This is a genomic window from Novosphingobium sp. (assembly GCF_036820275.1).
In the GTDB taxonomy this organism is placed as follows: Bacteria; Pseudomonadota; Alphaproteobacteria; order Sphingomonadales; family Sphingomonadaceae; genus Novosphingobium.
Genome location: NZ_DAISLT010000001.1, coordinates 303,442 through 329,479, shown reverse-complemented (window position 1 = coordinate 329,479; position 26,038 = coordinate 303,442). Strand labels below are relative to the sequence as shown.

22 protein-coding genes are annotated in these 26,038 nt (G+C 63.9%); 18 read left to right on the top strand and 4 right to left on the bottom strand.

What is annotated here, in order from left to right:
* Positions 1-104 precede the first annotated feature (104 nt).
* Positions 105-1,070, top strand: a complete 966-nt coding sequence (locus V7066_RS01285; protein WP_334181440.1) for a GGDEF domain-containing protein — start codon at positions 105-107, stop codon at positions 1,068-1,070.
* 112 nt (positions 1,071-1,182) lie between these two features.
* Complete coding sequence (locus V7066_RS01280) at positions 1,183-2,748, top strand: tetratricopeptide repeat-containing sulfotransferase family protein (protein WP_334181439.1); 1,566 nt, start codon at positions 1,183-1,185, stop codon at positions 2,746-2,748.
* Positions 2,749-2,797: 49 nt separating this feature from the next.
* Here V7066_RS01280 and V7066_RS01275 read toward each other — a convergent pair whose 3' ends face one another.
* The 4 genes from V7066_RS01275 to V7066_RS01260 form a co-directional block, all read right to left on the bottom strand.
* Positions 2,798-5,209, bottom strand: coding sequence for a TonB-dependent receptor (locus V7066_RS01275; protein ID WP_334181438.1), 2,412 nt, complete (start codon positions 5,207-5,209; stop codon positions 2,798-2,800).
* Positions 5,210-5,378: 169 nt separating this feature from the next.
* Positions 5,379-6,344: a sterol desaturase family protein gene (locus tag V7066_RS01270; RefSeq protein WP_334181437.1), complete on the bottom strand. Its 966-nt coding sequence runs from the start codon at positions 6,342-6,344 to the stop codon at positions 5,379-5,381.
* 255 nt (positions 6,345-6,599) lie between these two features.
* Positions 6,600-7,616, bottom strand: coding sequence for an MBL fold metallo-hydrolase (locus V7066_RS01265; protein ID WP_334181436.1), 1,017 nt, complete (start codon positions 7,614-7,616; stop codon positions 6,600-6,602).
* Between the two features lie 23 nt (positions 7,617-7,639).
* Entirely contained in the window at positions 7,640-8,719 is a 1,080-nt protein-coding gene (locus tag V7066_RS01260; RefSeq protein ID WP_334181435.1) for an MBL fold metallo-hydrolase, read from the bottom strand.
* Positions 8,720-8,978: 259 nt separating this feature from the next.
* Here V7066_RS01260 and V7066_RS01255 point away from each other — a divergent pair, with 259 nt between their 5' ends.
* From V7066_RS01255 to V7066_RS01180, 16 genes are all read left to right on the top strand, one after another.
* Positions 8,979-9,461: a CopG family ribbon-helix-helix protein gene (locus V7066_RS01255; RefSeq protein WP_442947287.1), complete on the top strand. Its 483-nt coding sequence runs from the start codon at positions 8,979-8,981 to the stop codon at positions 9,459-9,461.
* A 136-nt stretch (positions 9,462-9,597) separates the two neighbouring features.
* Positions 9,598-10,677, top strand: coding sequence for a putative urea ABC transporter substrate-binding protein (locus V7066_RS01250; RefSeq protein ID WP_334181433.1), 1,080 nt, complete (start codon positions 9,598-9,600; stop codon positions 10,675-10,677).
* A gap of 52 nt (positions 10,678-10,729) precedes the next feature.
* Positions 10,730-11,545, top strand: a complete 816-nt coding sequence (locus tag V7066_RS01245; protein WP_334181432.1) for an ABC transporter permease — start codon at positions 10,730-10,732, stop codon at positions 11,543-11,545.
* Complete coding sequence (locus V7066_RS01240) at positions 11,542-12,324, top strand: ATP-binding cassette domain-containing protein (RefSeq protein ID WP_334181431.1); 783 nt, start codon at positions 11,542-11,544, stop codon at positions 12,322-12,324. Before V7066_RS01245 ends, V7066_RS01240 begins: the two co-directional genes overlap by 4 nt.
* A 13-nt stretch (positions 12,325-12,337) precedes the next feature.
* A complete protein-coding gene (locus V7066_RS01235; RefSeq protein WP_334181430.1) occupies positions 12,338-12,817 on the top strand; it encodes a CopG family ribbon-helix-helix protein in 480 nt (159 codons plus the stop codon).
* Positions 12,814-13,638 (top strand): urea amidolyase associated protein UAAP1, encoded by an 825-nt coding sequence (locus tag V7066_RS01230; RefSeq protein ID WP_334181429.1) that lies wholly within the window; start codon positions 12,814-12,816, stop codon positions 13,636-13,638. The genes V7066_RS01235 and V7066_RS01230 overlap by 4 nt, the downstream gene beginning before the upstream one ends.
* A gap of 14 nt (positions 13,639-13,652) precedes the next feature.
* Positions 13,653-14,288 carry an urea amidolyase associated protein UAAP2 gene (locus V7066_RS01225; RefSeq protein WP_334181428.1) on the top strand — a complete coding sequence of 212 codons (636 nt, stop codon included), beginning with the start codon at positions 13,653-13,655 and terminating at the stop codon, positions 14,286-14,288.
* Positions 14,285-17,881: an urea carboxylase gene (uca, locus tag V7066_RS01220; RefSeq protein WP_334181427.1), complete on the top strand. Its 3,597-nt coding sequence runs from the start codon at positions 14,285-14,287 to the stop codon at positions 17,879-17,881. The genes V7066_RS01225 and uca overlap by 4 nt, the downstream gene beginning before the upstream one ends.
* Positions 17,878-19,659 carry an allophanate hydrolase gene (atzF, locus tag V7066_RS01215; protein WP_334181426.1) on the top strand — a complete coding sequence of 594 codons (1,782 nt, stop codon included), beginning with the start codon at positions 17,878-17,880 and terminating at the stop codon, positions 19,657-19,659. Before uca ends, atzF begins: the two co-directional genes overlap by 4 nt.
* A 29-nt stretch (positions 19,660-19,688) precedes the next feature.
* Positions 19,689-20,630 carry a Vgb family protein gene (locus tag V7066_RS01210; protein WP_334181425.1) on the top strand — a complete coding sequence of 314 codons (942 nt, stop codon included), beginning with the start codon at positions 19,689-19,691 and terminating at the stop codon, positions 20,628-20,630.
* 115 nt (positions 20,631-20,745) lie between these two features.
* Positions 20,746-21,684, top strand: a complete 939-nt coding sequence (locus V7066_RS01205; protein ID WP_334181424.1) for a LysR family transcriptional regulator — start codon at positions 20,746-20,748, stop codon at positions 21,682-21,684.
* A gap of 378 nt (positions 21,685-22,062) precedes the next feature.
* Entirely contained in the window at positions 22,063-22,380 is a 318-nt protein-coding gene (locus V7066_RS01200; protein WP_334181423.1) for a hypothetical protein, read from the top strand.
* A 114-nt stretch (positions 22,381-22,494) separates the two neighbouring features.
* The gene (locus V7066_RS01195) at positions 22,495-22,839 is read left to right on the top strand and encodes a UrcA family protein (RefSeq protein WP_334181422.1); all 345 of its coding nucleotides are present in this window, start codon (positions 22,495-22,497) and stop codon (positions 22,837-22,839) included.
* A gap of 307 nt (positions 22,840-23,146) precedes the next feature.
* Positions 23,147-24,127 carry a sterol desaturase family protein gene (locus tag V7066_RS01190; RefSeq protein WP_334181421.1) on the top strand — a complete coding sequence of 327 codons (981 nt, stop codon included), beginning with the start codon at positions 23,147-23,149 and terminating at the stop codon, positions 24,125-24,127.
* 48 nt (positions 24,128-24,175) lie between these two features.
* Complete coding sequence (locus tag V7066_RS01185; protein ID WP_334181420.1) at positions 24,176-24,787, top strand: hypothetical protein; 612 nt, start codon at positions 24,176-24,178, stop codon at positions 24,785-24,787.
* Positions 24,788-24,866: 79 nt separating this feature from the next.
* A complete protein-coding gene (locus tag V7066_RS01180) occupies positions 24,867-26,003 on the top strand; it encodes a cupin domain-containing protein (RefSeq protein WP_334181419.1) in 1,137 nt (378 codons plus the stop codon).
* The last annotated feature ends 35 nt before the right edge of the window (positions 26,004-26,038 follow it).

Sequence of the window (26,038 nt, the reverse complement as noted above, 5' to 3'; positions counted from 1 at the left end):
AACCTTGTGGAAATCTGCCTGCCGGAAGATAAATGGCGTGACGCGATTCCGCGGCAATGCCTCTGAAACGATTTTACAGGACCGGATCCTCGATGAACCCAACCATGGCTGCCAAAGACTCGCTGACCGCTGCCGCGCCGGGGTTGGAAGTCGACCCTGCCGTCTACAAGACCCTGCTGGAATCGACATTGGCCATTCCATGGAAGATCGATTGGGCAACGATGCGGTTCGCGTACATAGGTCCGCAGATCGAACCGCTCCTCGGCTGGTCCCAGGACAGCTGGATGTCGGTGGACGACTGGGCATCCCGGATCCATCCCGACGATCGCGAACATGTGGTCAACTTTTGCGTCTCGCAGTCGGTCGCAGGCAAGGATCACGAGGCGGACTACCGGGCCTTGACCAAGGATGACCGCTATGTGTGGATCCGTGACGTAGTGCATGTGGTGCGCGGCGAGGATGGAGAGGTCGATAGCCTGGTCGGCTTCATGTTCGACATCAGCGAGCGAAAGCGCATCGAGCACGAACTGATGAAGATGCAGAAGAAGCTCGAGGCTCTTTCGTTCGAGGATGGCCTGACCGCGACCTCCAATCGACGCCATTATGACGAACGGCTTCAGGCGGAGTGGAAAGCGGCCCAGACCGGTCAGCATCCCCTTTCGCTGATCCTGCTCGATATCGACCATTTCAAGGACTACAATGACTTCTATGGCCACATTCAGGGCGACGAATGTCTGGTCAGGATAGCCGGCGCGCTGAAGGAGATCGGGGGGCGCCCTCGCGACATCGTCGCCCGCTATGGCGGCGAGGAGTTCGTCCTCCTGCTTCCGGAAACGAGCGAAGCTGCGGCGGCCGTCCTGGCGGAGCGTTGCCGCGCGGTGATCGAGGGCCTGCATATCCGGCACGAAAGGTCCAGTTGCAGCGCTTTCGTGACCGCGAGTGTCGGCGTCGGGACGGTGATTCCGCCTTTCGAGGGGGATGCGCTCCACTTCTGTGATGCGGTCGACAAGTTGCTCTACGCAGCCAAGCAGGAAGGGCGGAATCGGGTCAGCTCCACATTCTCGGCGTAACGCCGCTCGGCAGGCTCATGATGGCCGGGGCGATTTTCTCGCCTGGCTGACGGAGAGACGGTGTAGGTGCTGATGAAACGAAAAGTTTGGCTTTCTTGTACGTGCCCGCTCGATGTCTGAGCTGGAAGTCCGCAGAGCCATTGCGCGCGGAGATCTTTCAGAGGCGGTGCCGATGGCGGAAAGGTTGATAGATGCCGCGCCGGATCGGCCGGAGGGCTATTTCCTGCTTGGGATGGTCCTGGCCGAGGGCGGCCATGCGGTGAAGGCAATCCCTCTGATCGAAGCTGCCGTCGAGCGGGGCGCCAAGGCCGAGTATCTGGCGCAATTGGCGAAGTTGCTCGTCCTGGTCCGACGTGAGGATCAGGCTGCGTCCGCTGCTTCCAGGGCGATGGCGGCCGGACCGGGGGATGCTTTGACGTTCGACACGATCGGCTGTGTTCTGGCCCGGCTGGGCGATCACGAGGGTTCGCTGGCGCCTTTCGCCGCTGCGGTCGAGCGCGATCCGCAGAATGCCGAATATCGTTACAATCTGGCTGCGGCGAGCGGGTTCACCGGCAAGGTCGATCAGGCCCGATCTCACTACGAGATGATCCTCTCGCATGATCCCGGCAATGCGCGCGTGCACTATGCGCTGGCGATCCTCTCGCGCCAGACAGCCGAGGCCAATAACGTCGCGCGGCTGGAGGCAGCCCTGGCGCAGGCTTCGCTTCCCGCTGACGACTTGCGTATCCGCTATGCCTTGGCCAAGGAACTGGAAGACCTTGGCGAACCGGCGGCTTCCCTGCGCCATCTCTCCGCAGCCAACCGTGCGCAGAAACAGGCGATCGGCTACGACTTCGGGCAGGATGAGGCGATATTCGATGCGATCGAAGCGCTGTTTTCCGGTGGACCGGCCTCGCTGGCACAAGGCGAGGGGCGGTACGGGGAAGCACCGATCTTCGTCGTCGGGATGCCGCGCACCGGTACGACGCTGGTGGATCGCATCCTGTCCTCGCACCCGGAAGTCGAGGCGGCGGGCGAGTTGCAGGCGATGCCGTTGGCGGTGAAGAAGCAGGCGGGCACATCGTCGCGCCGCGTGCTCGATGCCGATACCGTCGCGGCGAGCGGCGCGATCAATCCGGCCGCGCTGGGGGAGGCCTATCTGGCGCGGGCCAGAGTTCATTGTGGACAGGGTAAGCCCCGCTTCACTGACAAGCTGCCGGCGAACTTCCTCTACATCGGCCATATCCTGCGGGCGTTGCCGGATGCGCGGGTGGTCTGCCTGCGGCGGGCACCGCTGGATACGCTCTGGAGCAATTACAAGAACCTGTTCGCGAGCCAGTCGGCCTACTACGCCTATTCCTACGATCTCATGGATACGGCGCGCTACTATGCGCGGTTCGACCGGCTCATGGGGCTGTGGGAGCGGCTGTGGCCGGGCGCCGTCCTGCAACTGTCCTATGAGGGGCTGGTGGCCGATCAGGAAGGGGAGACGCGCCGGTTGCTGGCGCATTGCGGACTGGAATGGGACGAGGCTTGCCTGTCGTTCCATGAAAACCGCGCGGCGGTGGCAACTCCCAGCGCTGCGCAAGTGCGGCGGCCTATCAACCGCGACGGGATCGGCAAGTGGCGGGCCCATGCAGAGGCCTTGGCACCGGCCCGCGCCTGGCTGGAAGAGCAGGGAATAGCGACCGCATAGCAGGACGCCGCCGCCCTTTCGAGCGGCGGCGTCTCTTCGGCAGGTCCGGTCAGTACTTGATCCGGGCCTCGACGCCGACCGTGCGTGGAGTGATCACGGCCTGGCGATAGTAGCGCACCGCAACCCCGTCGTTGACGCCGATGCGCGAGCGATCCTGACCCACTGAGACGACGGCGTACTTGTCGAAGATGTTGTTCGCAAACAGGCTTACGGAGTACTTGTCGGTTTCGTAGGTCAGGCTGGCACGGTGGAGGACATAGCTGGGAATCTTGTCGCCGTACCCGCGATCCCAGCCGATCCGGGAAACCACGTTGCCGCGATAGGTCGCCGTCCAGTTGGCGCTCACGCTGCCTTCGCCCACGGGGACGGTGTAGGTCGCGCCGAGGCTGCCCGAGTTCTTGGCCGAACCCGGCAGGCGGTCGCCGTCGAGCGCGTCGAGCTGGGTGAACTTGGGCCGTCCGTCATAGTCGTTCGGCGTGGTGCGGATGGTGATGATGCCCGGAACGTCCTCTGTCAGCTTGGCATCGGTGTAGGAGTAGGTGCCCTGGATGGAGAGTTCCGGCACCGGCTTGAACTGGAACGATGTTTCGAAGCCCTGCGACTTGGCCGAGCCGCCGTTCACGGTGATTCCGGTCACGCCGTAGTAAGTGGCGGAGTCGACCTGGATGCCGTCCCACTTGATGTGGAAGACGTCGAAGTTGAACGCCAGCTTGCGGTCGAACAACTGCATGCGCACGCCGATCTCGGCGTTCTTCGTCTTGTCGGGGCCGAATTGGACTTCGTTCGGAAGGGCGCAGGCGTTCTGCTGGTTGGCCGGTACGGGATCGGGGCAGGGGGCGACGCGGTTCGGGCCGCCGATGCGGTAGCCCTTGCTGTAGGTCGCGTAGACCATGAGATCCGGGGTGAAGTTGTACGAGGTGTTGAGCTTCCACACCCAGCCGTCCTTCTTCGCCTTGCCGCCCGCAGCGTCCACGTCATAGGGACTGAGCGGATCGCCAAGCAGCGGCAGCACGAGCGCGCCCTGGACGTCGGAGGTATACTTGAAGTAGCGCGCGCCGCCGGTCACCTGCCATGACGGCGTGATCTTCAGCGTGCCTTCGCCGAAGATCGCCTTTTCGGTGACTTTCGACTTGGTGTAGCTGACATATTCGAGGTCGTCGGGATTGCCGGTTACGCCGTAGAAGTCCGAAAGGCCCGGAACGTGCTCGGCGTAGTCGTTATGGTACTTCTGCCGGTTGTAGAAACCACCGAGAACCCAGTTGAACGGGCCGCCGTGGCGCGAAACCAGTCGAATTTCCTGGTTGAACTGTTTGCGGCGACCGTCACTCTCGTTCCAGCTCGAAAAGGCGGGGAACAGTTCGTAGTCGTAGTCGAGATCGAGCAGGAGGTCGGTGTTGTCGCTCTGCGAACGGCTGCGCACGTTTGTATAGGCCGTGGTCGAGACCAGATCGACGATATCGGCGATGTTGGCGTCGATTTCCATGCTTGCGAGGTGGGCGCGGCGGTTCACCGGCTCCTCGTAGCGGCTGGCGTTCTGGTATTTGCCCGTGCCCATGACACCGGCACTGTTGGACTGCGCGCCGTCGGTCTTGGTGCGCTGGAAGGCATACGTGAAGATCGCCTTGAGGTCCTCGGTGGTCTGGAGCAGCAACTGGTTGCGCGTGGTGAAGGTGCGCTCGAAGTTGACGTCCTCGCGGCGGCGCAGGTTGGCGGCGAATTCCGGCTGGGTCACGCCCTGGGTGCCGCCCGGCTGCGGCAGCGAAACGCCGGGCGTCTGGAGCAGCAGCGGGTAATCGATGAAGCCCGGGTCGTAGTAGTAGCCGGTGGCCGAACGGAACGCGACATGGTCGCGCACCAGCGGAATGTTGATCATTCCGTCGGCCTGGTAGCCGAAGTTGTCCGAATGGCCCTTGGCGTAGAGGCGGCCGTGGCCTTCGGCTTCCCAGGCGTCGGTGTTCGGACGGTTGGGAATGTAGCGGATTGCGCCGGCCAGCGTGCCGAGACCGTAGAGCGTGCCTTGCGGCCCGAGCAGGGTTTCGACGCGGGCGATGTCGAGCAGCTTGAAGTCGTAGTAGAGCGGAACTTCGCCGAGATAGATGCCCAGCGAGTCGTCGTAGTTCAGGCCGTCCGAACTGACGTCCGAAGCATTGAGCCCGCGCAGGACGATCGAGCCGGTAGAGCCCGGGCCGGTGTCCGAGATGGTAAGGCCGGGCGTGAAATCGGCCAGATCGCGCACGTCGTCGATGCGCTGGCGGTTGAGTTCCTCGGCGCCGATGGCGGAGATGTTGATCGGCGTGTCCATGATCGTCGTGGCGCGGCGGGTGCCGGTGACGACGATGGCATCACCCGAATCCGCGGCAACGGCCGAGGTGTCCTGTGCGAGAACCGGCATCGCGGCCAGAGTGCCGGTGAATATCGTCGCGGACAGCAGAACTGCCCTCAATTTCGCGCGATCTGTCATGTTGCTTCCCTGTCCTTGGTCTGAGGCTCCCGCGTCCGGCCTGCCTGCGCCGGGCTTTCGGGAGACAGTTCTTTTATGACCACCGGCCATCTTCGCGGATGTTGCGCCGGTGCGTCTCTCGTTTCCGACCTGACCTCTCAGCCGATCGGGGATCTGGTGGGTTCGGCGCTCAATGGGCTGTCCGAACCGGATTATGCGTCTTGTCCTTGGGGATGAGTCGATCGATCAGGGGCCTGAAAGGAAAGGCGAACTGTTCGCGGATCGACAAGCGCTTGAGATCGTCCTGCCCGACCACGCTGGCCTCTCCTTCGCGATAGGTGCCGAACACACGGTCCAGCAGGATCAGCGAATTGGCGTAATTGCAGCGGGTGCTTTCGTAGTCGGTAGAGTGGTGCAGGCTGTGGTGCCGGATCGTCGTGAAGATCAGTGAATAGAATTTCGGCGGATCCGCGCGAACATTGGCGTGGGCGAACGTGGAAACGGAACCCAGGATGTTCACCCCGCAGAATACGGCGGCGATCGGCAGATCGAACAGGGCCAGCACGCTCAGGCTGATCAGGAACAGTTCGATGGGATTGCCGACATAGCCCTTTGCGGCATTGAGCTGGGTGATGTGATGATGCGGCGCATGTGTCAGCCAGAGGGGCGTGAAATTGTGCATCAGGCGGTGCATCCAGTACTGCCCGAATTCGATGATGAAGATCACCATGGCGACCTGCACCAGGAACGGCAGGTGCATCGCCCATTCGGTCGAAATACCGAGCGAGGCCTTCAATGCCTTCAGCGGATCTTCGGCCAGCTTCGTGGAGGCCCAGGATATCGCGGTCGTGCTCAGCACCACGTAGAACAGGTCGGTGAGGAATTCCCGCCGGTTCATGCGCCAGCCTGCGTGGCGTTCGTTGACCCATTCCAGCCCCAGTACGCTGAGCGTGATCAGCGATGTCACGATGGTCAGCGTCCATGGGGCTTCTACCAGCCCTTTTGGCGCCAGGCCCCAGAACGCAGTGATCGCGACGATGTAGGTTGCCGGGATCAGGTCGAAGAGCTTCTGCTTCGCGGTCCGATCGGGACCTGAAAGTCCGTCACGCGAACCTTCGTCCGAGAGAACCGTACTGGAGATTGGCAGTTGTTCCATCGAAAACCCCCCTCCAGGCCGGTGGACCGGCCTGTTGTTACAGATTCTCTCTCCCGGATTTTCATCGCTCTGCCAGGCGACTTCATACACGGTATGGATATTACATTTCTCGTCAAGAGTATTAATTTACCATGATCCGCTTCCGGCCATAATCGTCTATAAACGCCGGATATCTGCCGAGTTCGCGGCAGTCCCGAACGCGGAAACTGCGTCATTCGCTGCGACTGTGCGGGGAAAGCGATTCGCTGCACGCTGTCAGTCGTAACGATAGGGATTGCGATCGATGGTCGTCGTTCCGCGTGTCTGGTTGCAGAGGAAGACGGTGCCGGTGAAGTAAATACCCGGTTCGGTGATCTTTTGCGCATGGGCATAGGCTTCGCGCAGTTGCTGGACGGTCATTTCCACCGGCGCCTCGTCCGGCTGCCAGGTCATGCCGTACGCGTAGTCCTGCCCGTCCTTGCTGATCTCCACATGGCAGCCCATGACATGGGTAACCGGATGGGTATCGCAGAAGTCGATCAGTCGTTTCATGCTGTCGAACCACGGTTGCCAGAAGCTTATGTAGCAGCGTCCGCGGTAGAACATGTCGCCGGTATATAGGATCTGGGTATAGCTGTCGTAATAGGCGAATTCGGATACGACATGGCCGGGAGAACCCCAGATCAGGATCTCGCGCCCGCCGAGGTCGAGGGAAACGCGTTCTTCCGGATAGTTCGTCATACCCCAGAACCCGACCATTTCCTCGTGGGTCAGGCCCATGCAGCGGGTGTTCGGACGGTCGGCGAACTGGTTGGTCGCCGCGTAGTGATCGGCGTGGAGATGGGTGAAGGCGACCAGCAGTTCCAGGCTGGCGGGATCGCGCCCGTTGCGGCGGCACCATTCATCGATGCACTGGTCGACGGCGGCGCGATAGTCGCAGTCGCTGCGCAGTTGCACATAGCCTTCGTCGAGCAACAGCACCCGGTCGTTGCCGAAGTAGAGCGGCGCGAAGGGAGCCTCGTAACTGTAGGCCTTGTTCTGGCGCAGGATCGCCGTATGCGGGTTGTACCAGTGAACCTGCACCGGCGGATCGGTATTGTCCATGCAGGATGACGAGCCGCAGATCCACCGCTTCGGAAAAGCGCCCGGCGCGGGAAGATTGCTGCGAAAATCGATCGGCGCCGGACGGGTGGCAGCGGAGGCGGCATCGGTTGCCGCCGTCAGCACTGCGCCGGTCAGGGGAACGGCCGCGATGGCGGCATTGTGGGCAAGGAACGTGCGGCGATCCATCATGGAGTTCCTGGTGTTCGAAGGGCTTAGAACGGGTGCGGCGCGTCGATCTTGGGCACGCCTTCGGGCCAGACCTTGGTTTTCTGGTCTGGGCTGACGCCGTTGCACAGCACGAAATCCGGGCGGATCAGCATCATCTCCTTGCCCTGGACCGCGCGCGCATGGACGATCGCCTCGTCGATGAGATCCGGGGTCATTTCCAGCACCCGCTCATAGGGCTTGTAGGTGGCAAAGCGCGGGTAATACCGGCCCGGCACGAACATCATCTCGACATGGCCGCCGAGCAGCCATTTGACCGGCTTGCTCGCCGCAAAGTCGCTCAGGCGCTCCAGCGAGGCCAGGAAATCGCGGTCGTTGCCGATGTTGATCTTGCCGGGGAACAGGAGATCGCCGGTGAAGAGAAGGTCGCAGTAGGGATCGTAGAAGCTGACGCCGTCCTTGTGGCTGCCAGGCGTCGGGATCACCTCGATCACCCGGTCGCCGAGGTCGATGCGGCCCATGCCCGAGGGCCAACTGGCGCCAAGCCCGTAGAACTGTTTCATGACCGCGGGCGGCTTAGGGACCACTGTGGTTCCCGGGCGTCCGGCGAACTGCACCAGTCCCTGGTTCTGCGCGATGTCCTCGCCCGATGTCAGGGCGATGGTGAGCGGTATCGAAGCACGCCCCCGGGCCTGACACCATCGCGTCACGATGGCATCGACGGTCTCGCGCAGGGGATAGTGCCGGGCATCGGCGGTGGCGCCGGTGTCGATCAGCAAGGCGCCGGCATTGCCGAACAGCAGGTAGGTGAAAGGCGCTTCCCAATGGACGCAGACGTTCTGGCGCAGGACGAAAGTGTCCTCGTTGTACTGCACCACCTGGACGCGCGGATCGCGGTTCTTCGCCGCGACGTTCGAGCCGTAGGTCCAGCGGAAGGCAAGGGTTCCGGGCGCCGGTCCGTCGCAGGCGTAGTCATGGACGACCGGCTGCCCGCGATGAAGCGATACGGCGCTGTCGGTATTGCGCACGCCGGGAAGGTTGTATCCCAGCGCGATATTGCCGTTGGGATAATAAGGCTCCGGCGGCTTTGCAGCCGGCAGCGGAGTGCATGTTGAATCTTGCGCCACGGAAGGTCCCCAAACTGCCCGCACCATGATGGCAACGGTATCGATAATACGTTTTGTTGCAATGGTAATAATTCGATGGCTGGCATCGATGCGGTTTATGAGGTGGCGGCGTGTTCTGGACGGCCAGCTACTCTGGACGGATCGTTTGCCGGCCGGTAGGCATGGAGCCGATGTACCGCCTGATTGTTACCCCGATCGTTACCTTGGCCGAAGGGGATGCCGCGTGAGCAGCGATGCCGCCAACCTGGCCCGGCTCAGCATGAGCCTGCCTGCCGACCTGTTCCGCCAGCTCGACATGATGGTGGAGGAGCGCGGGTTGCCGTCTCGCTCGCAACTCATCTCCGAACTGATTCGCCACGCTCTTGCCGAGCATGAGGCGCTGACCCGGCCCGAGGAAATGCTCGCCGGCACCATCACCCTCGTCTATCGCGGCGATCGTGGGCGGGTTCGTCAGCAACTGGCGCAGAGCCAGGCCGAGTATCTCAAGGAAGTCATCTCCTCGCAGCATGTCTTCCTGGAGGACGACCAGTCGCTCGAAGTGCTGCTGGTGCAGGGGCCTGCGGCCCGCCTCAAGGAACTGTGCGATGCGCTGCGGGCGATCCGCGGGGTGCACCAGCTCGAACTGGTCACGACCACGGCGCTGCTGCCGCCGCTCCACGATAAAGGTGAGGCCGCGGGAGCAGGCAGGCGCTCCGCGCGGCGTGCGCGCAAGGCGCAGGCGGCAGGCCAAGAGGTCGTCTGAATTTCGCGGCGGCTGGCCGGAGACTGCCGGATGGCGCGGCTCGATGCAGTATTACAGAATCTTCGCAGCGTAATATTTTAATGATGGACAACGTCCTCGATTGCGGCAATGCTGCACTGCGAAAGGGGACCGAGTCATGATCGTATCGATCCGCAGCATTGCCAGGGCCACGCTGATGGCCGGGGTGCTCGCTACCGCCGCCTGCTCCCAGGGGCCGAGCGAAGCACCCAAGCGCACCGAATTCAATATCGGATGGTCGATCTATGCGGGCTGGATGCCCTGGCCCTATGCCCAGCAGGCCGGTATCGTGAAGAAGTGGGCCGACAAGTACGGCCTCAAGATCAATATCGTCCAGGTCAACGACTACGTCGAATCGGTCAACCAGTACACCGCGGGCAAGCTGGACGGTGTCACTGTAGCCAATATGGATGCACTGACGATCCCGGCTGCGGGCGGCAAGGATACCAGCGCCATCATCGTCGGCGACTATTCCAACGGCAACGACGGCATCCTGATGAAGGGTGCAGGCGACCTGAAGGCGATCAAGGGGCAGTCGGTCAATCTGGTCGAGCTTTCGGTATCGCACTATCTGCTGGCGCGGGGGCTCAACTCGGTCGGCCTGCAGCTCAAGGACGTGAAGACGGTCAACACCGGAGATGCCGATATCGTCGGTGCCTTCGCCAGCCCCGACGTCAAGGTCGCGGTCGCGTGGAACCCGCAGCTCACTTCGATGAAGGCGCAGCCGGGCGCGAAGCAGGTGTTCAGTTCCGCCGACATTCCCGGCGAGATCCTCGACCTGCTCTGCGTGGATACCGCCACGCTCAAGGCCAATCCGAACCTCGGCAAGGCGCTGGCCGGCATCTGGTACGAGACGACTGCGCTGATGGTGCGTCAGGACGCCCAGGGCAAGGCTGCCCGCGCGGCGATGGCGAAGCTGGCAGGCTCCGCGCCCGAGGCGTTCGACAGCCAGCTCAGCACGACATATCTCTATTCCGACCCGAAGGCGGCGGTTGCGGCAACGGATGCCCCTGCACTGCTTACGACGATGACGCGGGTACGCGATTTCAGTTTCTCGAAGGGTCTGTTCAAGGGCGCGACTTCGGCCGATGCGGTGGGCATGGCCTTCCCCGGCGGCAAGACGCTCGGCGACGCCCAGCATGTGACGCTGCGCTTCGACGACAGCTTCATGAAGATGGCGGCTGACGGCAAGCTTTGAGTTCTTCGGGCCAGTCGATGGCTCGTGCATCAACCAAAACGGGATCACGACAATGCGTTGGGTGAATCGTCAGGTCGGGCGAGGGGGGCGGCTGCTCCTCGGCGCGGTGCCGATCCTGCTCTTGGTGCTGGTCTACATCGTCATGGCGGCGAACCGCCATGCGGTGAACCCGGCGGACAAGATCCTGCCGCTACCCGGCGCCATGGCCGATAGCATGGCAGCGCTGCTCTTCGTGCCGGACCAGCTGACCGGGCAACTGGTGTTCTGGGCCGATACCTTGGCCAGTATCCAGCGCCTCGGCATCGGCCTCGGCATCTCGACGCTGATGGCGCTGACGGTGGGGCTGGCGCTGGGCGTGCTGCCGCCGGTGCGCGCCACGTTCGGCCCGCTGGTCACTGGCATTGCCGTCATCCCGCCGATCGCGCTGCTGCCGATCCTGTTCATCGCCCTGGGTCTCGGCGAGACTGCCAAGGTGGCGCTGATCGTGATCGGCATCGCACCGGTCATGATCCGCGACATCGCCGCCCATGTCGCTGCGCTGCCGCGCGAGCAGATCATCAAGGCGCAGACCCTCGGAGCGAATAGCTGGCAGGTCATGATCCGCGTCGCCCTGCCGCAGGCCATGCCGCGCCTGCTCCATGCGATGCGCCTGGCGCTGGGACCGGCCTGGGTCTTCCTGATCTCGGCAGAGGCGATCGCATCGGACGTGGGCCTCGGCTACCGCATCTTCCTGGTGCGCCGCTACCTGTCGATGGACGTGATCCTGCCTTACGTCGCCTGGATCGCGCTTCTGGCCATCGTCATGGACGTGGCGCTGACTTTCCTCAGCAGGCGGCTGTTCCCCTGGGCGCATGGAGAAAGCCATTGAGCACGTTGCTGAGCTTTCGCGATGTCTGGGTCGAATATGGCGACCGCATCATCATCGAGAAACTGAACCTCGATATCGAGGAAGGATCCTTCGTCTCCATCGTCGGCCCCTCGGGCGCGGGCAAGAGCAGCTTCCTGCGCCTGATCCTAGGGCAGGAGGGGCCGAGCCAGGGCACGATCCTGATGGACGGCACCCCGCTGAGGCCCGAATGCGGTCCCGACCGCGGTGTCGTGTTCCAGCGCTATTCGGTGTTCCCGCACCTCTCCGCGCTGCGCAACACGATCCTGGGGATGGAGTGCGAGAAGGCGCCGGTACTCGGTCGCCTGTTCGGCAGCGCCCGCCGTGCCGCCGAGGAGGAGGCGAGGGAGATGTTGACGGCCGTGGGCCTGGGGCACAGTCTCGATCTCTATCCCGCGCAGATGTCGGGCGGCATGCAGCAGCGTCTGGCGATCGCCCAGGCGCTGGTGAAGCGGCCGCGCATCCTCTTGCTCGACGAGCCGTTCGGGGCGCTCGATCCCGGTATCCGTGCCGACATGCACAAGCTGATCCGCAGCCTCTGGCGGGAACGGTCGCTGACCATCGTCATGGTGACGCACGATATCCGCGAGGCTTTCACGCTCGGCACCCGTGTTCTGGCGCTCGACAAGCGCCGTCACGACCCGCACGCGCCGCACCGTTTCGGGGCCACCGTGGTCTACGACCTGCCGATGCGCGAGCGTGCCGAAGACGATTCCGAACAGACGGAAAATATTACGATTGACCTAAATAGTAATAACTGAAAAGAGAGTGGGCATGGGCTCCGAATCCACAGGCCTGGCGCGGCTCAGCATGAGCCTCCCGGCAGATCTCTTCAGACAGCTCGACCTGATGGTGGCGGAACGCGGCCTGCCTTCCCGCTCCCAGCTGATCGCCGAACTGATCCGCCACGCTCTGACGGAGCACGGCTCGCTCATGCATCCGGAGGAGATGTTCGCCGGAACGATTACCCTGGTCTACCGCAGCGAGCGCGGGCGGGTGCGCCACCAGCTCTCGCAGACGCAGGCCGGTTATCTCAAGGAAGTGATCTCCTCGCAGCATGTCGTGCTGGAGGACGACCAGTCACTCGAAGTTCTTCTCGTGCAGGGTCCTGCAGCAAGACTGAAGGAACTCTGCGACGCCATTCGCCGGGTACGCGGGGTGCAGCAACTGGAGCTGGTCACCACGACGTCCCTTCTGCCGCCGCTCTACGATCAGGGCGACGAAGACATTCAAAGCATCGGAGCGCCTTCATGACCCAGACCCTGGCCGATCCGCTTGCCGCGCGGGACCATGCGCGGGCCCAGGGCGGCACCGTCGTCGAGAGCATGCCGGTGCTGCCCCCGGTGGCGGACGATCTGCCCGGCGGTGTCGATACCGCGGACCTCGTGTGGGAGGAAACCATCGCGGCGGGCGGCTATGCCACGCGGCGGCTGTCACGCGGGTCGCGCCTGCGCCTGATCGACCTTCAGGGCGATGCCTGCGCCTCGCTGCTCGTCTTCAATGCCGAGATGCCGACAGAGCGGCTCAATGTCGCTGACACGGTCAAGATCCAGTGGAACGCCTATCTCGGCGCCGGTAAACTGCTGCTGTCAGATATGGGCCGGGTCCTGTTCAGTATTCTCGAAGACGATGCCGGTACGCACGACACGTTCTGCGGCACTTCCAACGCTGCAACCAATGTCGCGAAGTACGGCGAGGGTCGTAACAGCGGCGCCTTCCCGAATGGGCGCGACAGGTTCCTGCTCGGTGCCGCCAAGCACGGTCTGAACCGCCGTGACGTTCACCCCTGCGTGACCTTGTTCAAGGGCGCGAAGATCGAGGCAGACGGCACGATCACGCCGCAGGTCGGCCCCTTCGCGCCGGGGCGTAGCGTGGTGCTGCGTGCGGAAATGGACGTGATCGTGGTGATCGCCAATGTCCCGCACGTCCTCGATCCGCGCGGCGAATGGAGCGTGACCCCGCTGCGCGCCACGGCATGGCGAGGGCCGGTGACGGCCGAGGACGATCCCGTCCGCAATGCCACGCCCGAGGGCCTGCGTGCCTTCACCAACGTCGAAGACTACTTCCGCCGCTGAAAGGACACGCGATCATGAGCACCGATCCCCACATGTCCGGCCTTGACGGCACCGTCATCCACGATGTCGTCGTTCCCGCCCGCGCGCCCTGGCTGCACCACGTAGCGGCGGGCCAGACGCTGCGCATCGTCGACCTCGAAGGCAACCAGGCCGTCGACTTCCTGCTCTACTCGGCAGCGGACGATGCCGAGCGCTACAGCGCGCAGGACACCGTCTCTGCGCAGGGCAACCTGTTCCTGCGCGCGGGAACGAAGCTGCTCTCCAACGAAGGCAATGCGCTGATGACGATCGCCGCCACCTCGGTCGATTATCACGATACCATCGGCGGCGCCTGCTCGTGCGAATCCAACACCTTGCGCTACGGCCACCACACCAAGGCCGAGCACGCCTGCGTCGAGAATTTCCTGGAAGCGAACCTCACCGAGGGGCGCGGCAAGCGGGATATCGTCTCCAACATCAACTTCTTCATGAACGTACCGGTCGAGCCGGACGGGTCGCTGGGCATCGTCGACGGAATTTCCGCGCCGGGCCTGACTGTTGACCTGCGGGCGGAAATGGACGTCGTCGTCGTCGTCTCCAACTGCCCGCAGGTCAACAACCCTTGCAACGGCTTCAACCCGACCCCCGTGCGCATGATCGTCGTCGCATGAGCTTCGACACGGTTCTGATCGCCAACCGAGGCGCGATCGCCACCCGCATCATCCGCACCTTGCGACGCATGGGCCTGAAGTCGGTCGCCGTCTATTCCGAGGCGGACGAAGGCTCGAACCATGTCTCGGAAGCAGACGAGGCCGTGCTCATCGGTCCGGCCAAGGCCTCCGAAAGCTATCTCAACATCGCCGCCATCCTCGATGCGGCAAAGAAGACCGGCGCCGGGGCCATCCATCCCGGTTACGGCTTCCTGGCCGAGAACGTCGAGTTCGCAGAGGCCTGCGCGGCAGTGGGGATCGTCTTCATCGGCCCGACGCCGGACAACATCCGCACCTTCGGCCTCAAGCACAGCGCCCGTGCGCTGGCCGCGGCGCACGAGGTGCCGCTGGCGCCGGGCACCGGCCTGCTGACCGACGAGGAGGAAGCGGTCGGCGCGGCGGTGGATGTCGGCTATCCGGTGATCCTCAAGGCCACGGCCGGGGGCGGCGGCATCGGCATGAAGGTCTGCGAGAACGAGGCGGACTTGCGCGACGGTTTCGCCACGGTCGCGCGCCTCGGCCTCAGCAATTTCGGCGATGCCAGCGTCTTTCTCGAGCGCTACGTGCGCCGCGCGCGGCACATTGAGGTGCAGCTGTTCGGTGACGGCGAAGGCCGCGTCATGGCCTTGGGCGAGCGCGACTGCTCGCTCCAGCGCCGCAACCAGAAAGTGGTCGAGGAAGCCCCGGCGCCGCTGCTGCCGCAGCATGTCCGCGCGGAACTGATAGCCTCGGCCGTGCGGCTGGGCGAGGCGGCACGCTACCGCTCGGCGGGGACGGTGGAATATCTCTACGATGCCGATCGCGAGGAGTTCTTCTTCCTGGAGATGAACACCCGCCTTCAGGTGGAGCATGGGGTGACCGAAGAGGTCATGGGGATCGACCTCGTGGAATGGATGGTGCGCGGCGGCGCGGGCGACTTCGCCTTCCTCGATGGCCCGGCACCCACGCCCAGGGGGCATTCGGTGCAGATGCGCCTCTATGCCGAGGACCCTTCGCTCGATTACCGGCCGACTTCGGGCCAGCTTACCTGCGTCGAATTCCCCGAGGATATCCGCGTCGAGACCTGGTGTTCATCGGGCAGCACGGTCAGCGCTTGGTACGATCCGATGCTGGCCAAGCTGATCGTCCATGCCCCGACCCGCGAGGAAGCGGTGGCGGCGGCGCAGGCGGCGATCGACCGCAGCCGGATCGACGGTATCGAGACCAATGTGCGCTGGCTGCGCGATGTCGTCCGCTCGCCCGCCTTCACCGGCGGCGAGGTTTCGACCCGGGTTCTGGATGCCATCGACTATCACCCCCGCTCGATCCGCGTGGTCAGCGGCGGCACCGCAACGACCGTGCAGGACTGGCCGGGGCGCCAGAAGCTCTGGGGCGTTGGCGTGCCGCCCTCGGGGCCGATGGACGACCAGTCGTTCCGCCTCGGCAACCGTCTGCTCGGCAATCCGGAAGGCACGGTGGGGCTTGAGGCCACCGTCACCGGGCCGACCCTGACTTTCGTGGCGGCGGCGCGCATCTGCCTGATGGGCGCGGATTTCGGTGCGACGCTGGACGGCGTTCCCGTATCGCGCGGCGTGCCGATCGATATCGCGGCGGGGCAGACGCTGGCGCTGGGCCGGGCTTCGACGGGCGGTCTGCGCGGCTACATCCTGTTTGCGGGCGGGCTCGACATCGCGCCCTACCTGGGCAGCCGCAGCACGTTCGAACTCGGCCAGTTCGGCGGCCATGCCGCGCGGCGCCTGCTCGCGGGCGACACGCTGCATCTTGCCGGAGAGGCTACGGAGGCGACACTGCCCGCCGTGGACCTGCCCGAGATCGGCACCGACTGGACCCTGCGCGTGCTCTACGGTCCGCACGGCGCCCCGGACTTCTTCACCGGAGAGGATGTCGAGACCTTCCTCGGCTCAGAATGGAAGGTCCACTACAACTCCAACCGCACCGGCGTACGCCTGATCGGCCCCAAGCCGCGCTGGGCGCGCACCGACGGCGGCGAGGCGGGCCTGCACCCCTCCAACATTCATGACAATCCCTACGCCATCGGCGCGGTGGACTTCACCGGCGACATGCCGATCATCCTGGGGCCGGACGGCCCGTCGCTGGGTGGCTTCGTCTGTCCCTTCGTGGTGATCGCGGCCGACCGCTGGAAGATCGGGCAACTGACGCCGGGCGATCGCCTGCGCTTCGCGCCCGTCACCATCGAGGATGCGATCGCCGCGGAAACCGCGCAGCGCGAACTGGTGGCGACTGGAGCGCCGCCTGCTCCCTCGCCGCTGCGCGCGGTTGCCGACCTTTCCCCCATTCTCGCGGAAATCCCCGAGGCACCGGGACGCCCGCGTACGGTCTATCGCCAGCAGGGCGACCGCAACATCTTGGTCGAGTACGGTCCGATCGTCCTCGACATCGAACTGCGCATCCGCGTCCATGCGCTGATGACCGAGCTGGAACGGCTCGATCTGCCGGGCGTCATTGACGTGGTTCCCGGCATCCGCTCGCTCCAGCTGCATTTCGACGGTGCGGCGTTGACCCAGCAGACGGCTCTCGGCGCCCTGATGGCGGCGGAAGAGCGGCTGGGCGATCTGGAGGACTTCGCGATCCCCTCGCGCATCGTTCACCTGCCGCTGAGCTGGCGTGATCCGGCCACGATCGAAACGATCGAGAAGTACATGGCCACCGTGCGCGACGATGCGCCCTGGTGTCCGGACAACATCGAGTTTATCCGCCGCATCAACGGTATGCGCGATCAGGCCTCGGTGGAGAACCTGATCTTCGAGGCGAACTACCTCGTCATGGGTCTGGGCGACGTCTACCTCGGCGCGCCGGTGGCAACGCCGGTCGATCCGCGCCACCGGCTGGTGACCACCAAGTACAATCCCGCCCGAACCTGGACCCCGCCCAACGTGGTGGGCATCGGCGGCGCCTACATGTGTATCTACGGCATGGAAGGGCCGGGCGGCTATCAGCTGTTCGGGCGTACGCTTCAGGTCTGGAACACCTATCGGCAGACCGATGCCTTCACCGAAGGCAAGCCCTGGCTGCTGCGCTTCTTCGACCAGATCCGCTTCTATCCGGTTACGGCTGAAGAGCTGGCCGACTGGCGCCGGGAATTTCCGACCGGGCGTCGGTCGATCCGCATCGAGCCGTCCGAGTTCCGCCTGTCCGACTACCGTGCCTTCCTGGCCGAGAATGCCGAGGATATCGCGCGGTTCGAGGAAACCCGGAAGGCCGCCTTCGATGCCGAGCGCGAGGAATGGCAGCGGCTGGGCGAGTTCGATCATGCCGCCAAGCTGGAAGAAGCCGATGCGCCTGCGGAAACGGCGATCGTGCTGCCGGAAGGATCGGACCTTGTGGAAGCGCCCTATGGCGGCAGCGTCGCCCGGTTGCTGGTCGCGGCGGGCGACCGGATCGAGGCAGGTGACAAGATTGCGGTGATCGAGGCGATGAAGATGGAATGTCCGGTGGAAAGTCCCGGTAGCGGGACGGTCGAGGCGCTTTACATGCGGGAAGGGCAGTCCTTGCAGCCCGGCGCGCCGATGCTGGCCCTGCGGAGGCGCGCATGACCGTGCTGAACGACAAGCTGAACCGCCAGAGCGCGAGCCGGATCGCCGCTGCCGTCAAGAGCGGCGAGACCACGGCGGTCGCCGTTGCCGAGGATGCGCTGGCCCGGATCGAGGCTTACGATGCCGTCCAGCCGCAAGTCTGGATCAGTCGGGCCAGCCGCGAGGACCTGCTGGCCGCCGCCCGCGCCGTGGATGCGCGCGTCGCGGCGGACGAGGACTTGCCGCTGGCCGGTGTGCCTTTCGCGGTGAAGGACAATATCGACGTTGCCGGTTTCGAGACGACGGCGGCCTGCCCGGCTTTCGCCTACGAACCCGAAACCGACGCGGGCGTGATCGAGCGCCTGCTGGCGGCCGGGGCGGTCTGCGTGGGCAAGACCAACCTCGACCAGTTCGCCACCGGCCTCAACGGTTCGCGCAGCCCCTACGGCATTCCGCGCAATGCCTCGAACCTCGCCTATGTCAGCGGGGGATCGAGTTCGGGCTCGTCGGTCGTGGTGGCGGCAGGGCTGGTGCCCTTCGCGCTCGGCACCGATACCGCCGGATCGGGCCGCGTGCCTGCCGCCTTCAACCACCTGATCGGCATGAAGCCCACTAAAGGCCGCTGGTCCACGCGCGGCCTCGTCCCCGCTTGCCGGACGATCGACTGCATCACCGTCTTCACCGACGATACCGCCGATGCGCGGCTGATCGACGCGGTGGCGGCCGGGTTCGACGTGGGCGATCCCTATTCCAAGGCTCTGGCCGACCGTCCGCTGGGGACAAGGCGCATCGGCGTGCCACGCCGCGAGCAGCGCGTTTTCTTCGGCGATGTGGAGGCCGAATACCTCTACGACAAGGCGCTGGAGACCCTTGCTGGCCTGGGGGAAATCGTCGAGATCGATCTCGCCCCGCTGCTGGAGGCTGCGCAATTGCTCTACGGCGGCCCCTGGGTGGCCGAACGCACCGCCGCGATGGAAGGCATCCTCGCCAGCAATCCGCTCGCCGTCGATCCGACCGTGCGCGCGGTGGTCGAACCGGGCAAGGACATGAGCGCGGTCGAACTGTTCAACGGCATCTACCGCATGGCTGATCTCAAGCGCCATGCCGACCTCCTGTGGGAGGATGTCGACATGCTCGCCTTCCCCACGACCGGCACGACCTACCGCGTGTCCGAGATGCTGGCCGCCCCGGTGGCGCTCAACAGCAATCTCGGGCTCTACACCAATTTCGTGAACCTGCTGGACATGGCCGCGCTTGCGGTTCCGGCGGGCATTCGCGCCAATGCCACGGGCTTCGGGATCACCCTGATCGGCCCGGCCGACACCGACCGCGCCCTGCTGGATGCGGCGGATACCTACCTTGCGGCTGCGGATCTCCCCGCGCCGCCGCCACTCGATCTGGAGGGAAAGATGCAGACTGTAAAACTCGCCGTCGTCGGAGCCCATCTCAAGGACATGCCGCTGCACTGGCAGCTGACTTCGCGCGAGGCGGAGTTCGTCGGCGCATTCGAGACCGCAAGCAGCTATAAGCTCTATGCCATTGCCGACAGCGTGCCGCCCAAGCCCGCGCTGGTGCATGACGAGGGCGGCGCACCGATCAAGGTGGAGGTCTACGAACTGGGCGTCGCCGAGTTCGGCAGCTTCACCGTGGACGTTCCCGCCCCGCTCGCGATCGGCAACGTGACGCTGGCGGACGGCACCACCGTCAAGGGCTTCGTGTCCGAGCCGCGCGCGCTGAACGGCGCCGAGGACATCACCCACCTCGGCGGCTGGCGCGCCTATATCGCCAGCAAGGGCTGATCGGCACCGTTTCATCAAGGGGGAAATCCATGCGCAAGTTCGTGACGATGTTGCTGGCCGCAAGTGCCACCCTGCCTTCGCTCGCTCACGCGGAGCAGGTGATCCAGGTGCCGGGCTTCGCGGATTTCCTTGCGGTGGATGGCGATACCGTCTGGGTCACTAACAAGGGCCGGGTCGAGCAGTGGTCACGCCACGGTGGGAAGGGGCGCAAGCTCGCCGAGGTGGCGATGGCGCATCCTTGCGGAGCGATGGCGATTGCCTCCGGCTCGCTATGGGTGGCCGATTGTGACGAGAAGGCGGTCAAGCGGATCGACGTGAAGACCGCGAAGCTGGTCGCCACGATTGCCACCGGCATCGCCTCCAGTGGCGAACTCAACGTGGTGGCGGGCGACGGTTCGGTCTGGGTCGCCAGCGACAACGGCGCCGATGATCGCGGCGGCCTCGTCGCCCGCATCGATCCGGCGAAGAATGCCGTGCTCGCCTCGGTCCCCGTCGATCGCGGGACCTGGTATCTGACTTACGGCTTCGGCGCGGTCTGGGCCGTGAGCGCTGCCACGCAATCGCTCCAGCGCATCGACACCGCCACCAACACCGTCACTGCGACGATCCCGCTCGGCAAGGAGCCGGGCTTCCTGATCGCGGGCGAGGGCGGCGTCTGGGTGCAGGAGCAGGGCGACGGCACGGTCGCGCGGATCGATCCCGCCACCAATGTGCTCGCCGGGCGCGTCAAGGTGGGCGACAATCTCAAGTGGGGCGACATCGACACCGGCGCCGGCAAAGTCTGGCTGCGCACGACCGATGATCAGGTCTTTGCGGTGATCGACCCGGTGACGATGACGGTGGAGGCCCGCAAGGGCAAGGCGGCAGGCAGCGGCGCCTTGCGATGGACGCCCAAGGGCATCTGGACCTCGGCCCACGACGAGCACACGCTATCCTGGTGGAGCCGGTCGGAACTGAAGTCCGGACGCTAGAGCGGGACCTGCACATGGCGCTCGCGCTTCATCGCCGGTCTGTTCTATCAGCCTGATTCGATGCCATGCTATCGGCATGGAAGAGGGCGCCAATGATAAAGGTACGGAACAAGGCATGAGCGAACGCACGCCGCTGACAGACAGGAAGTTCGCCAGCCGGGTGGACTGGAACCTGATGCGCACGTTCGTGGATATCGTGCGGGCAGGCGGTATCGGAGCGGCGGCGCGTCAGCTCAACAAGCAACAGCCCAGCGTCAGCGCCGCGCTCAAGCGGCTTGAGGATCATGTCGGCGCCACTCTGCTTCACCGCACGGCAGCGGGCGTGGAGATGACGGCGGCGGGCAAGGCGATGATGGCCCTGTGCGAAGATATGCTCGAATCCGCACGCATGATGCCGCACCAGATCGCCCAGGCGACCAAGCGCGTCGAGGGCGTGGTTCGCATCCAGATCGTCTCGGCCATCGTCTCGGAGGAATTCGACGAGGCGATCGCCAGCTTCCACCGGCGCAATCCCGATATCCAGATCGAAATCCGGGTCTCGTCGTGGCGCCAGGTGCTCGATGCGCTGGAAGCGGGCGAAGTGGAAGTGGGCATCGGCTATGACAACAGCGTGCGCGGCAATCTCGTCTATGAGCCGCTGTTCGTCGAGCGTCAGCAACTCTATTGCAGCCGCAGCCACCCGCTGTTCGGCTATCGCATCACCCAGCCGCAGGAACTCAAGAGCGAGGCCTTCGTGCTCATGGGCGAGGGCGAGATCGAGATCATCACCCACTTGCGCCGTCGCTACCGGCTGGGCACGCGCGTGGCGGCCTTGGCCGACGATATGAACGAGGTCCGCCGTCTGATCCTCTGCGGCGTGGGCATCGGCTTTCTGCCGACTTCGGTGGTTCAGGCCGATGTGGAGAAAGGACTGCTGTGGCCTTTGCTCCATGAGGACTTCGAACCGGGCTACGACATATTCCTGCTCGCGCGGGCCGAGCCGGAGCGCGATACCGCCACGCAGCTTTTCGTGGACGAGGTGTTCCGCCGGATTCGTGCGCAACCCAGGATCTGATCGGCCCACCAGTCCAGGGCATAAACGGAATCTATGTCTTCCATCGCGAATTCGCCTCTGTCTCGATGAGGGGCTTGCCTCCAGTCTTGCCGGGTAGAGGCAGGATGAAGGCGGACAGGTGATCCTCAGAACCAATCTCCCTGAAAAGCGGACGGGTTTGACCGGCAGTGTTCAGGCATTCGCCTCAACGATTTTCAGGGCCCTGCGGGAAGGTATGGAAGCGCGGGCCGGTGCGATCCGGGGCGCGCGTGATGGCGGTTCTGGTCGGGGCAGTGGTCGGTGAGCTTCGCCAGGCTCTCCCGAGGTCAGTCTTCTCGCTGGTTACGCGGCCTTGCTTTTTGCGGTGTCGTGTCGGTTTCTGCGCTGGGACAGCCAGCCTTGGCGGAACCTCATCACAAGGCGCGTCTGGTATCGTGCGACGGCGGCGATTGCCTGCTTCTGTCCGGCACGCGCGGCAGTCCCGATGCGCCCGTTCGCGTCAATGGGCATCTTGTCGGCGCGGAAGGCGGGCGAGGCTGGAAAGTGCTCTTGCCGGTGCAGAATGTACGCGAGTGGTCCTTGCCCGGAGCGCGGAGCATTGCCGTCACCACGCAAGATCCGGACTCGCAGGATAGTGTTGTAAATCAAGTCAATCTGCCGATCGGCATGTTGGGGAGTATTACTGAACTGGCCTATCTGGTAATACCGCAGCGGTAAAACGACTGAAAAGGGCGGTAAAGTTGCCCGATATATTGCAAGATCTTCCCAAAAGCGCTATGGCGACGTCAGTCACCGTAGACGTGATCCTGTATCCGCGCTTTGGAGAAGATGATGAAGATTGGCATTCTGGCGCTGGCATCGCTGGCCTTCGCAACAACCGCATCGGCCGCTGCTAGGACATCTACCGGCGAAAACCCGTTCGCCCGCGATCAGGCCGTGCTCGATCTGAAGGGACTGGACCTCGCCACGGCGGAAGGCCAGCAGCGCCTTGCCATCCGCATGGACGCAGCCGCGCGTTCGGTCTGCGGAGAGAACATGGCCAGCGTGCACCTCGCCCTGGAGCGCAAGGCGCAGGATTGCCGCACCGCCGTGCTGGCCGATATCCGCGACCGCATCGAGAACCGCCGTGCCGACGCTTCCAGCGTTTCGGCAGCAAAGCTCGCTCTCGCCCGCTGACGGCAGGTTCCGGCGGGGCCAGAAAGTCCGGCCGGACGGCTGCATTTCGCGACGGAAACAGAAAAGCCTCCTTGCCGCGCGCAAGGGGGCTTTTCTGTTTTCCCGGACTGGACCGCTTCGACATAGACCCGATCTATGGTCTGCATATGGCTTTGGCATCTGGTGTGATGATGCCGCTTTCGTGATGTTCGACTCAAGCTCAGGTCGATGAACAGCACATGTTCCGGCCGTTCGATGAGCCGCAGCGGGTGACGGCTCTCGAATGAGCGGGTCCCCCGATAGGGTGGAATTATACGAGGGCAGGCATATGGAAGGGGTTCGCGTCGGTAAACGGATCATAGGGGGGCAGTCTCCCGTCATCGTGGGGTGGGAGAACATTCCCAAGGTGGAAGGCGGCCCGGTGAAGCAGTTCGTCTTCACCTGGTTCCAGCCGACGATCCTGTTCGCATTGATCGCCTTCTGGTACTATGCGCCCAATTCGATCGCGAAGGCATCGACCGCCATCGGCATCGGCATCGGCTTCAAGGTGCTGCTGCTCTGTCTGGAATGGGCCTTCCCGCGCCACGAAAGCTGGAACCTGACCTGGAAGGAACTGACCACCGACCTGTTCTACGTCGGGCTCGGCTATACCGTTCTGCGCCTCGTCGACGACTATATCGGTGACGGCGTGATGATCGAGAGCATCCTGCACCAGTTCGACTGGGACAAGTTCAGCTGGTTCATGGGGCTGCCGCTGTTGCTCCAGGCCTTCCTGATCGCGTTCATCTTCGACTTCGGGCAATATTGGATGCATCGGGGGATGCACAACTGGTATCCCCTGTGGCTCACCCATTCCGTGCACCACTACATCACCCAGTTGAACATCAACAAGGGCGCGGTCGGCAATCCGGTGGAACTGTTCCTGATCGGCCTCGGCATCGGCGGGTTCTTCGACTTCCTGCCGCGCGCTGCGCTCCTGGCCGGTGCCTTCGGGATGGCGATCGGGACCTATCAGCACATCAACGTTCGCTTCAACTCGCCCCGCTGGTGGCGCTACCTGTTCAACACGACCGAGCACCATAGCCTGCACCACTCGCAGGATTTCGAAGCGAGCCGCAGCAATTACTCCAACACCTTCATCTTCATCGACCGCATGTTCGGCACTTGCGTGGACGGCGAGGCGGAACTGCTCGGCATGGAAGGCGGACGCCGCATGTCGATCCGTGAGCAGATGACCTTCCCCTTCACCGAAGGCTGGAAGACCATGAAGGAGCGGTTCGGCCGAACGACAGCCGTTCCAGCGGAATAACGACCAGGTTCCGCCAGCATCGCAGCATTCTTCCAGAGAAACGATCCCATGAATTCACGCTTCATCAATTGGATCTGGCATGTTCGGGGCAGCCTGGCATTGTCCCCGGAGCAGTCCGGCGAGGATGCCTTCGACAGGCTGGCGCCGCTCTTCCGGCAGACCGGAACCAGCCACAAGCGGACCAGCGACAGTCTGACCTTTCGCAAGATAGACCCGGCGGCACAGGACAAGATGTCGGTATTCGACGGCGGCGTGTTGCAGATCGAGCGAGGAGCAGGCGGGGACGTCCTGCACTACAATCTGACCAGCCGCGCCTTGCTGTTCTGTTTTCTGGCACCGCTGCTGTTCCTGGTCTTCGCGCAGCTTACCGTGCTCAAGGGCAAGTTCGACAAGCCCCCGGCCGAGTCCGCGAGCAAGGCCGAAGCCTTGAAGAAGACCGAGCGGGAAAGTGCGATGCTGATCCAGAACCCGATCGACAAGGCGCTGGGCGCTCCCGCGCCCGAAAAGCCGAAGAAGGGCGAAAAGCGGGGCGGCGACAGGAAGGCCTCTCCCAAGGCCGCATATATTTTCGCCGGAATTTTTGCCGCGCTCTATTTCGTGGGCCGTATCTGGGAGGCCCGTTTGATCGGCTCCTTGTTCAGGAAAAGGCTTACCGAATAACACGCCGTTGAAGCGATGCGATCGAGCGGCTGCGCGGTATAAAGGACCAGTCGATCGATCGGGGCGTCTCAACCAAAGTATGGGTATTACCCGCTTATCCCGAGCCCATCTTCATGGACGGCAGCGGCAACCGATCCCGGTTGCCCGATGGCCTGACGAGGAGATGAAGATGGCTGCATCCCGGCACGTGCGCTCGCTACTGAATGCGGACCCGAGTTATGAAGGCGAACTCGGATCGGTGAGAAGACTCACCGCCGACAATTTCCCGTTGCTGCGGCGCATGTCGATGAAGCGGCTGGTCCTGGCGCCGGATGCGATCCGCGAGCCGCACTGGCACGCGAATGCCGATGAACTGGCCTGCTGCCTGTCCGGCACGCTGCTGATCTCGGTATTGGATACAGCGGATGTCTTCGGAACCTTCACGATCCGCCCCGGCGAGATGTTCCATATTCCCACCGGTTCGCTCCACACCATCGAGAACGTCGGCGAAGAACCGGCGGAACTGATCATCGTGTTCAGCGATGAGCGGCCCGAGGATTTCTCGCTCCATGCCGCTTTCGGGGCGATGTCGGATGCCGTGCTGGGCAATACTTTCGACTTGCCCGCCTCGGCGCTGGCCCCGGTCAAGCGCGATACCGGCTCGCCGATCCTCGTGCGGCGGTCCTCGGCGGCGGATATTCCGGCTGCTGCCGAGTATCCCGATCCCCACAAGTTCGATATCGCCGACGAAACGCCTCCCATCGACTTTCCCTACGGCACCGCGCGGGTGGCAAGGTCGCAGTTCTGGCCCTCGCTGAAAAACCTGGCGATGTATTCCGTCGTCGTGCGCGACAACGGCATGCGCGAACCGCACTGGCATCCGGGAACGGCCGAGATGGGATACGTTCATAAGGGCCATGCGCGCATGTCGATCCTCGATCCGGACGGCAGCGTCGATACTTACGAACTGCAACCGGGAGACGCCTATTTCATCCCGCGATCCTATCCGCACCAGATCGAGGTTCTGGGCGAGGAGGACATCCACTTCCTGATCTTCTTCGACCAGCCGATGCCTGCCGACGTCGGCTACCGGGCGGCGGTTTCGTCGTTTTCGAGAAGCGTGCTGGCGGCGACTTTCGGCGGAAATGCAGAGGATATGCCGGTCCTGCCGCTGACTACCGTTGATCCACTGATCGTCAGGCGGGTGAACCCGGTCGATGCCGACAGGGAAAGATAGCGGTTCGAAAAATCCGTATATTGAAACAAGGTTGC

What these genes read in the sequence shown, in the direction of transcription:
- V7066_RS01285 (WP_334181440.1), top strand. Translation starts at nt 105, where the DNA reads ATGGCTGCCAAAGACTCGCTGACCGCTGCCGCGCCGGGGTTGGAAGTC.
- V7066_RS01280 (WP_334181439.1), top strand. Translation starts at nt 1,183, where the DNA reads ATGTCTGAGCTGGAAGTCCGCAGAGCCATTGCGCGCGGAGATCTTTCA.
- V7066_RS01275 (WP_334181438.1), bottom strand. Translation starts at nt 5,209, where the DNA reads ATGACAGATCGCGCGAAATTGAGGGCAGTTCTGCTGTCCGCGACGATA.
- V7066_RS01270 (WP_334181437.1), bottom strand. Translation starts at nt 6,344, where the DNA reads ATGGAACAACTGCCAATCTCCAGTACGGTTCTCTCGGACGAAGGTTCG.
- V7066_RS01265 (WP_334181436.1), bottom strand. Translation starts at nt 7,616, where the DNA reads ATGATGGATCGCCGCACGTTCCTTGCCCACAATGCCGCCATCGCGGCC.
- V7066_RS01255 (WP_442947287.1), top strand. Translation starts at nt 8,979, where the DNA reads ATGAGCCTGCCTGCCGACCTGTTCCGCCAGCTCGACATGATGGTGGAG.
- V7066_RS01250 (WP_334181433.1), top strand. Translation starts at nt 9,598, where the DNA reads ATGATCGTATCGATCCGCAGCATTGCCAGGGCCACGCTGATGGCCGGG.
- V7066_RS01245 (WP_334181432.1), top strand. Translation starts at nt 10,730, where the DNA reads ATGCGTTGGGTGAATCGTCAGGTCGGGCGAGGGGGGCGGCTGCTCCTC.
- V7066_RS01235 (WP_334181430.1), top strand. Translation starts at nt 12,338, where the DNA reads ATGGGCTCCGAATCCACAGGCCTGGCGCGGCTCAGCATGAGCCTCCCG.
- V7066_RS01230 (WP_334181429.1), top strand. Translation starts at nt 12,814, where the DNA reads ATGACCCAGACCCTGGCCGATCCGCTTGCCGCGCGGGACCATGCGCGG.
- V7066_RS01225 (WP_334181428.1), top strand. Translation starts at nt 13,653, where the DNA reads ATGAGCACCGATCCCCACATGTCCGGCCTTGACGGCACCGTCATCCAC.
- uca (WP_334181427.1), top strand. Translation starts at nt 14,285, where the DNA reads ATGAGCTTCGACACGGTTCTGATCGCCAACCGAGGCGCGATCGCCACC.
- atzF (WP_334181426.1), top strand. Translation starts at nt 17,878, where the DNA reads ATGACCGTGCTGAACGACAAGCTGAACCGCCAGAGCGCGAGCCGGATC.
- V7066_RS01210 (WP_334181425.1), top strand. Translation starts at nt 19,689, where the DNA reads ATGCGCAAGTTCGTGACGATGTTGCTGGCCGCAAGTGCCACCCTGCCT.
- V7066_RS01205 (WP_334181424.1), top strand. Translation starts at nt 20,746, where the DNA reads ATGAGCGAACGCACGCCGCTGACAGACAGGAAGTTCGCCAGCCGGGTG.
- V7066_RS01195 (WP_334181422.1), top strand. Translation starts at nt 22,495, where the DNA reads ATGAAGATTGGCATTCTGGCGCTGGCATCGCTGGCCTTCGCAACAACC.
- V7066_RS01190 (WP_334181421.1), top strand. Translation starts at nt 23,147, where the DNA reads ATGGAAGGGGTTCGCGTCGGTAAACGGATCATAGGGGGGCAGTCTCCC.
- V7066_RS01185 (WP_334181420.1), top strand. Translation starts at nt 24,176, where the DNA reads ATGAATTCACGCTTCATCAATTGGATCTGGCATGTTCGGGGCAGCCTG.
- V7066_RS01180 (WP_334181419.1), top strand. Translation starts at nt 24,867, where the DNA reads ATGGGTATTACCCGCTTATCCCGAGCCCATCTTCATGGACGGCAGCGG.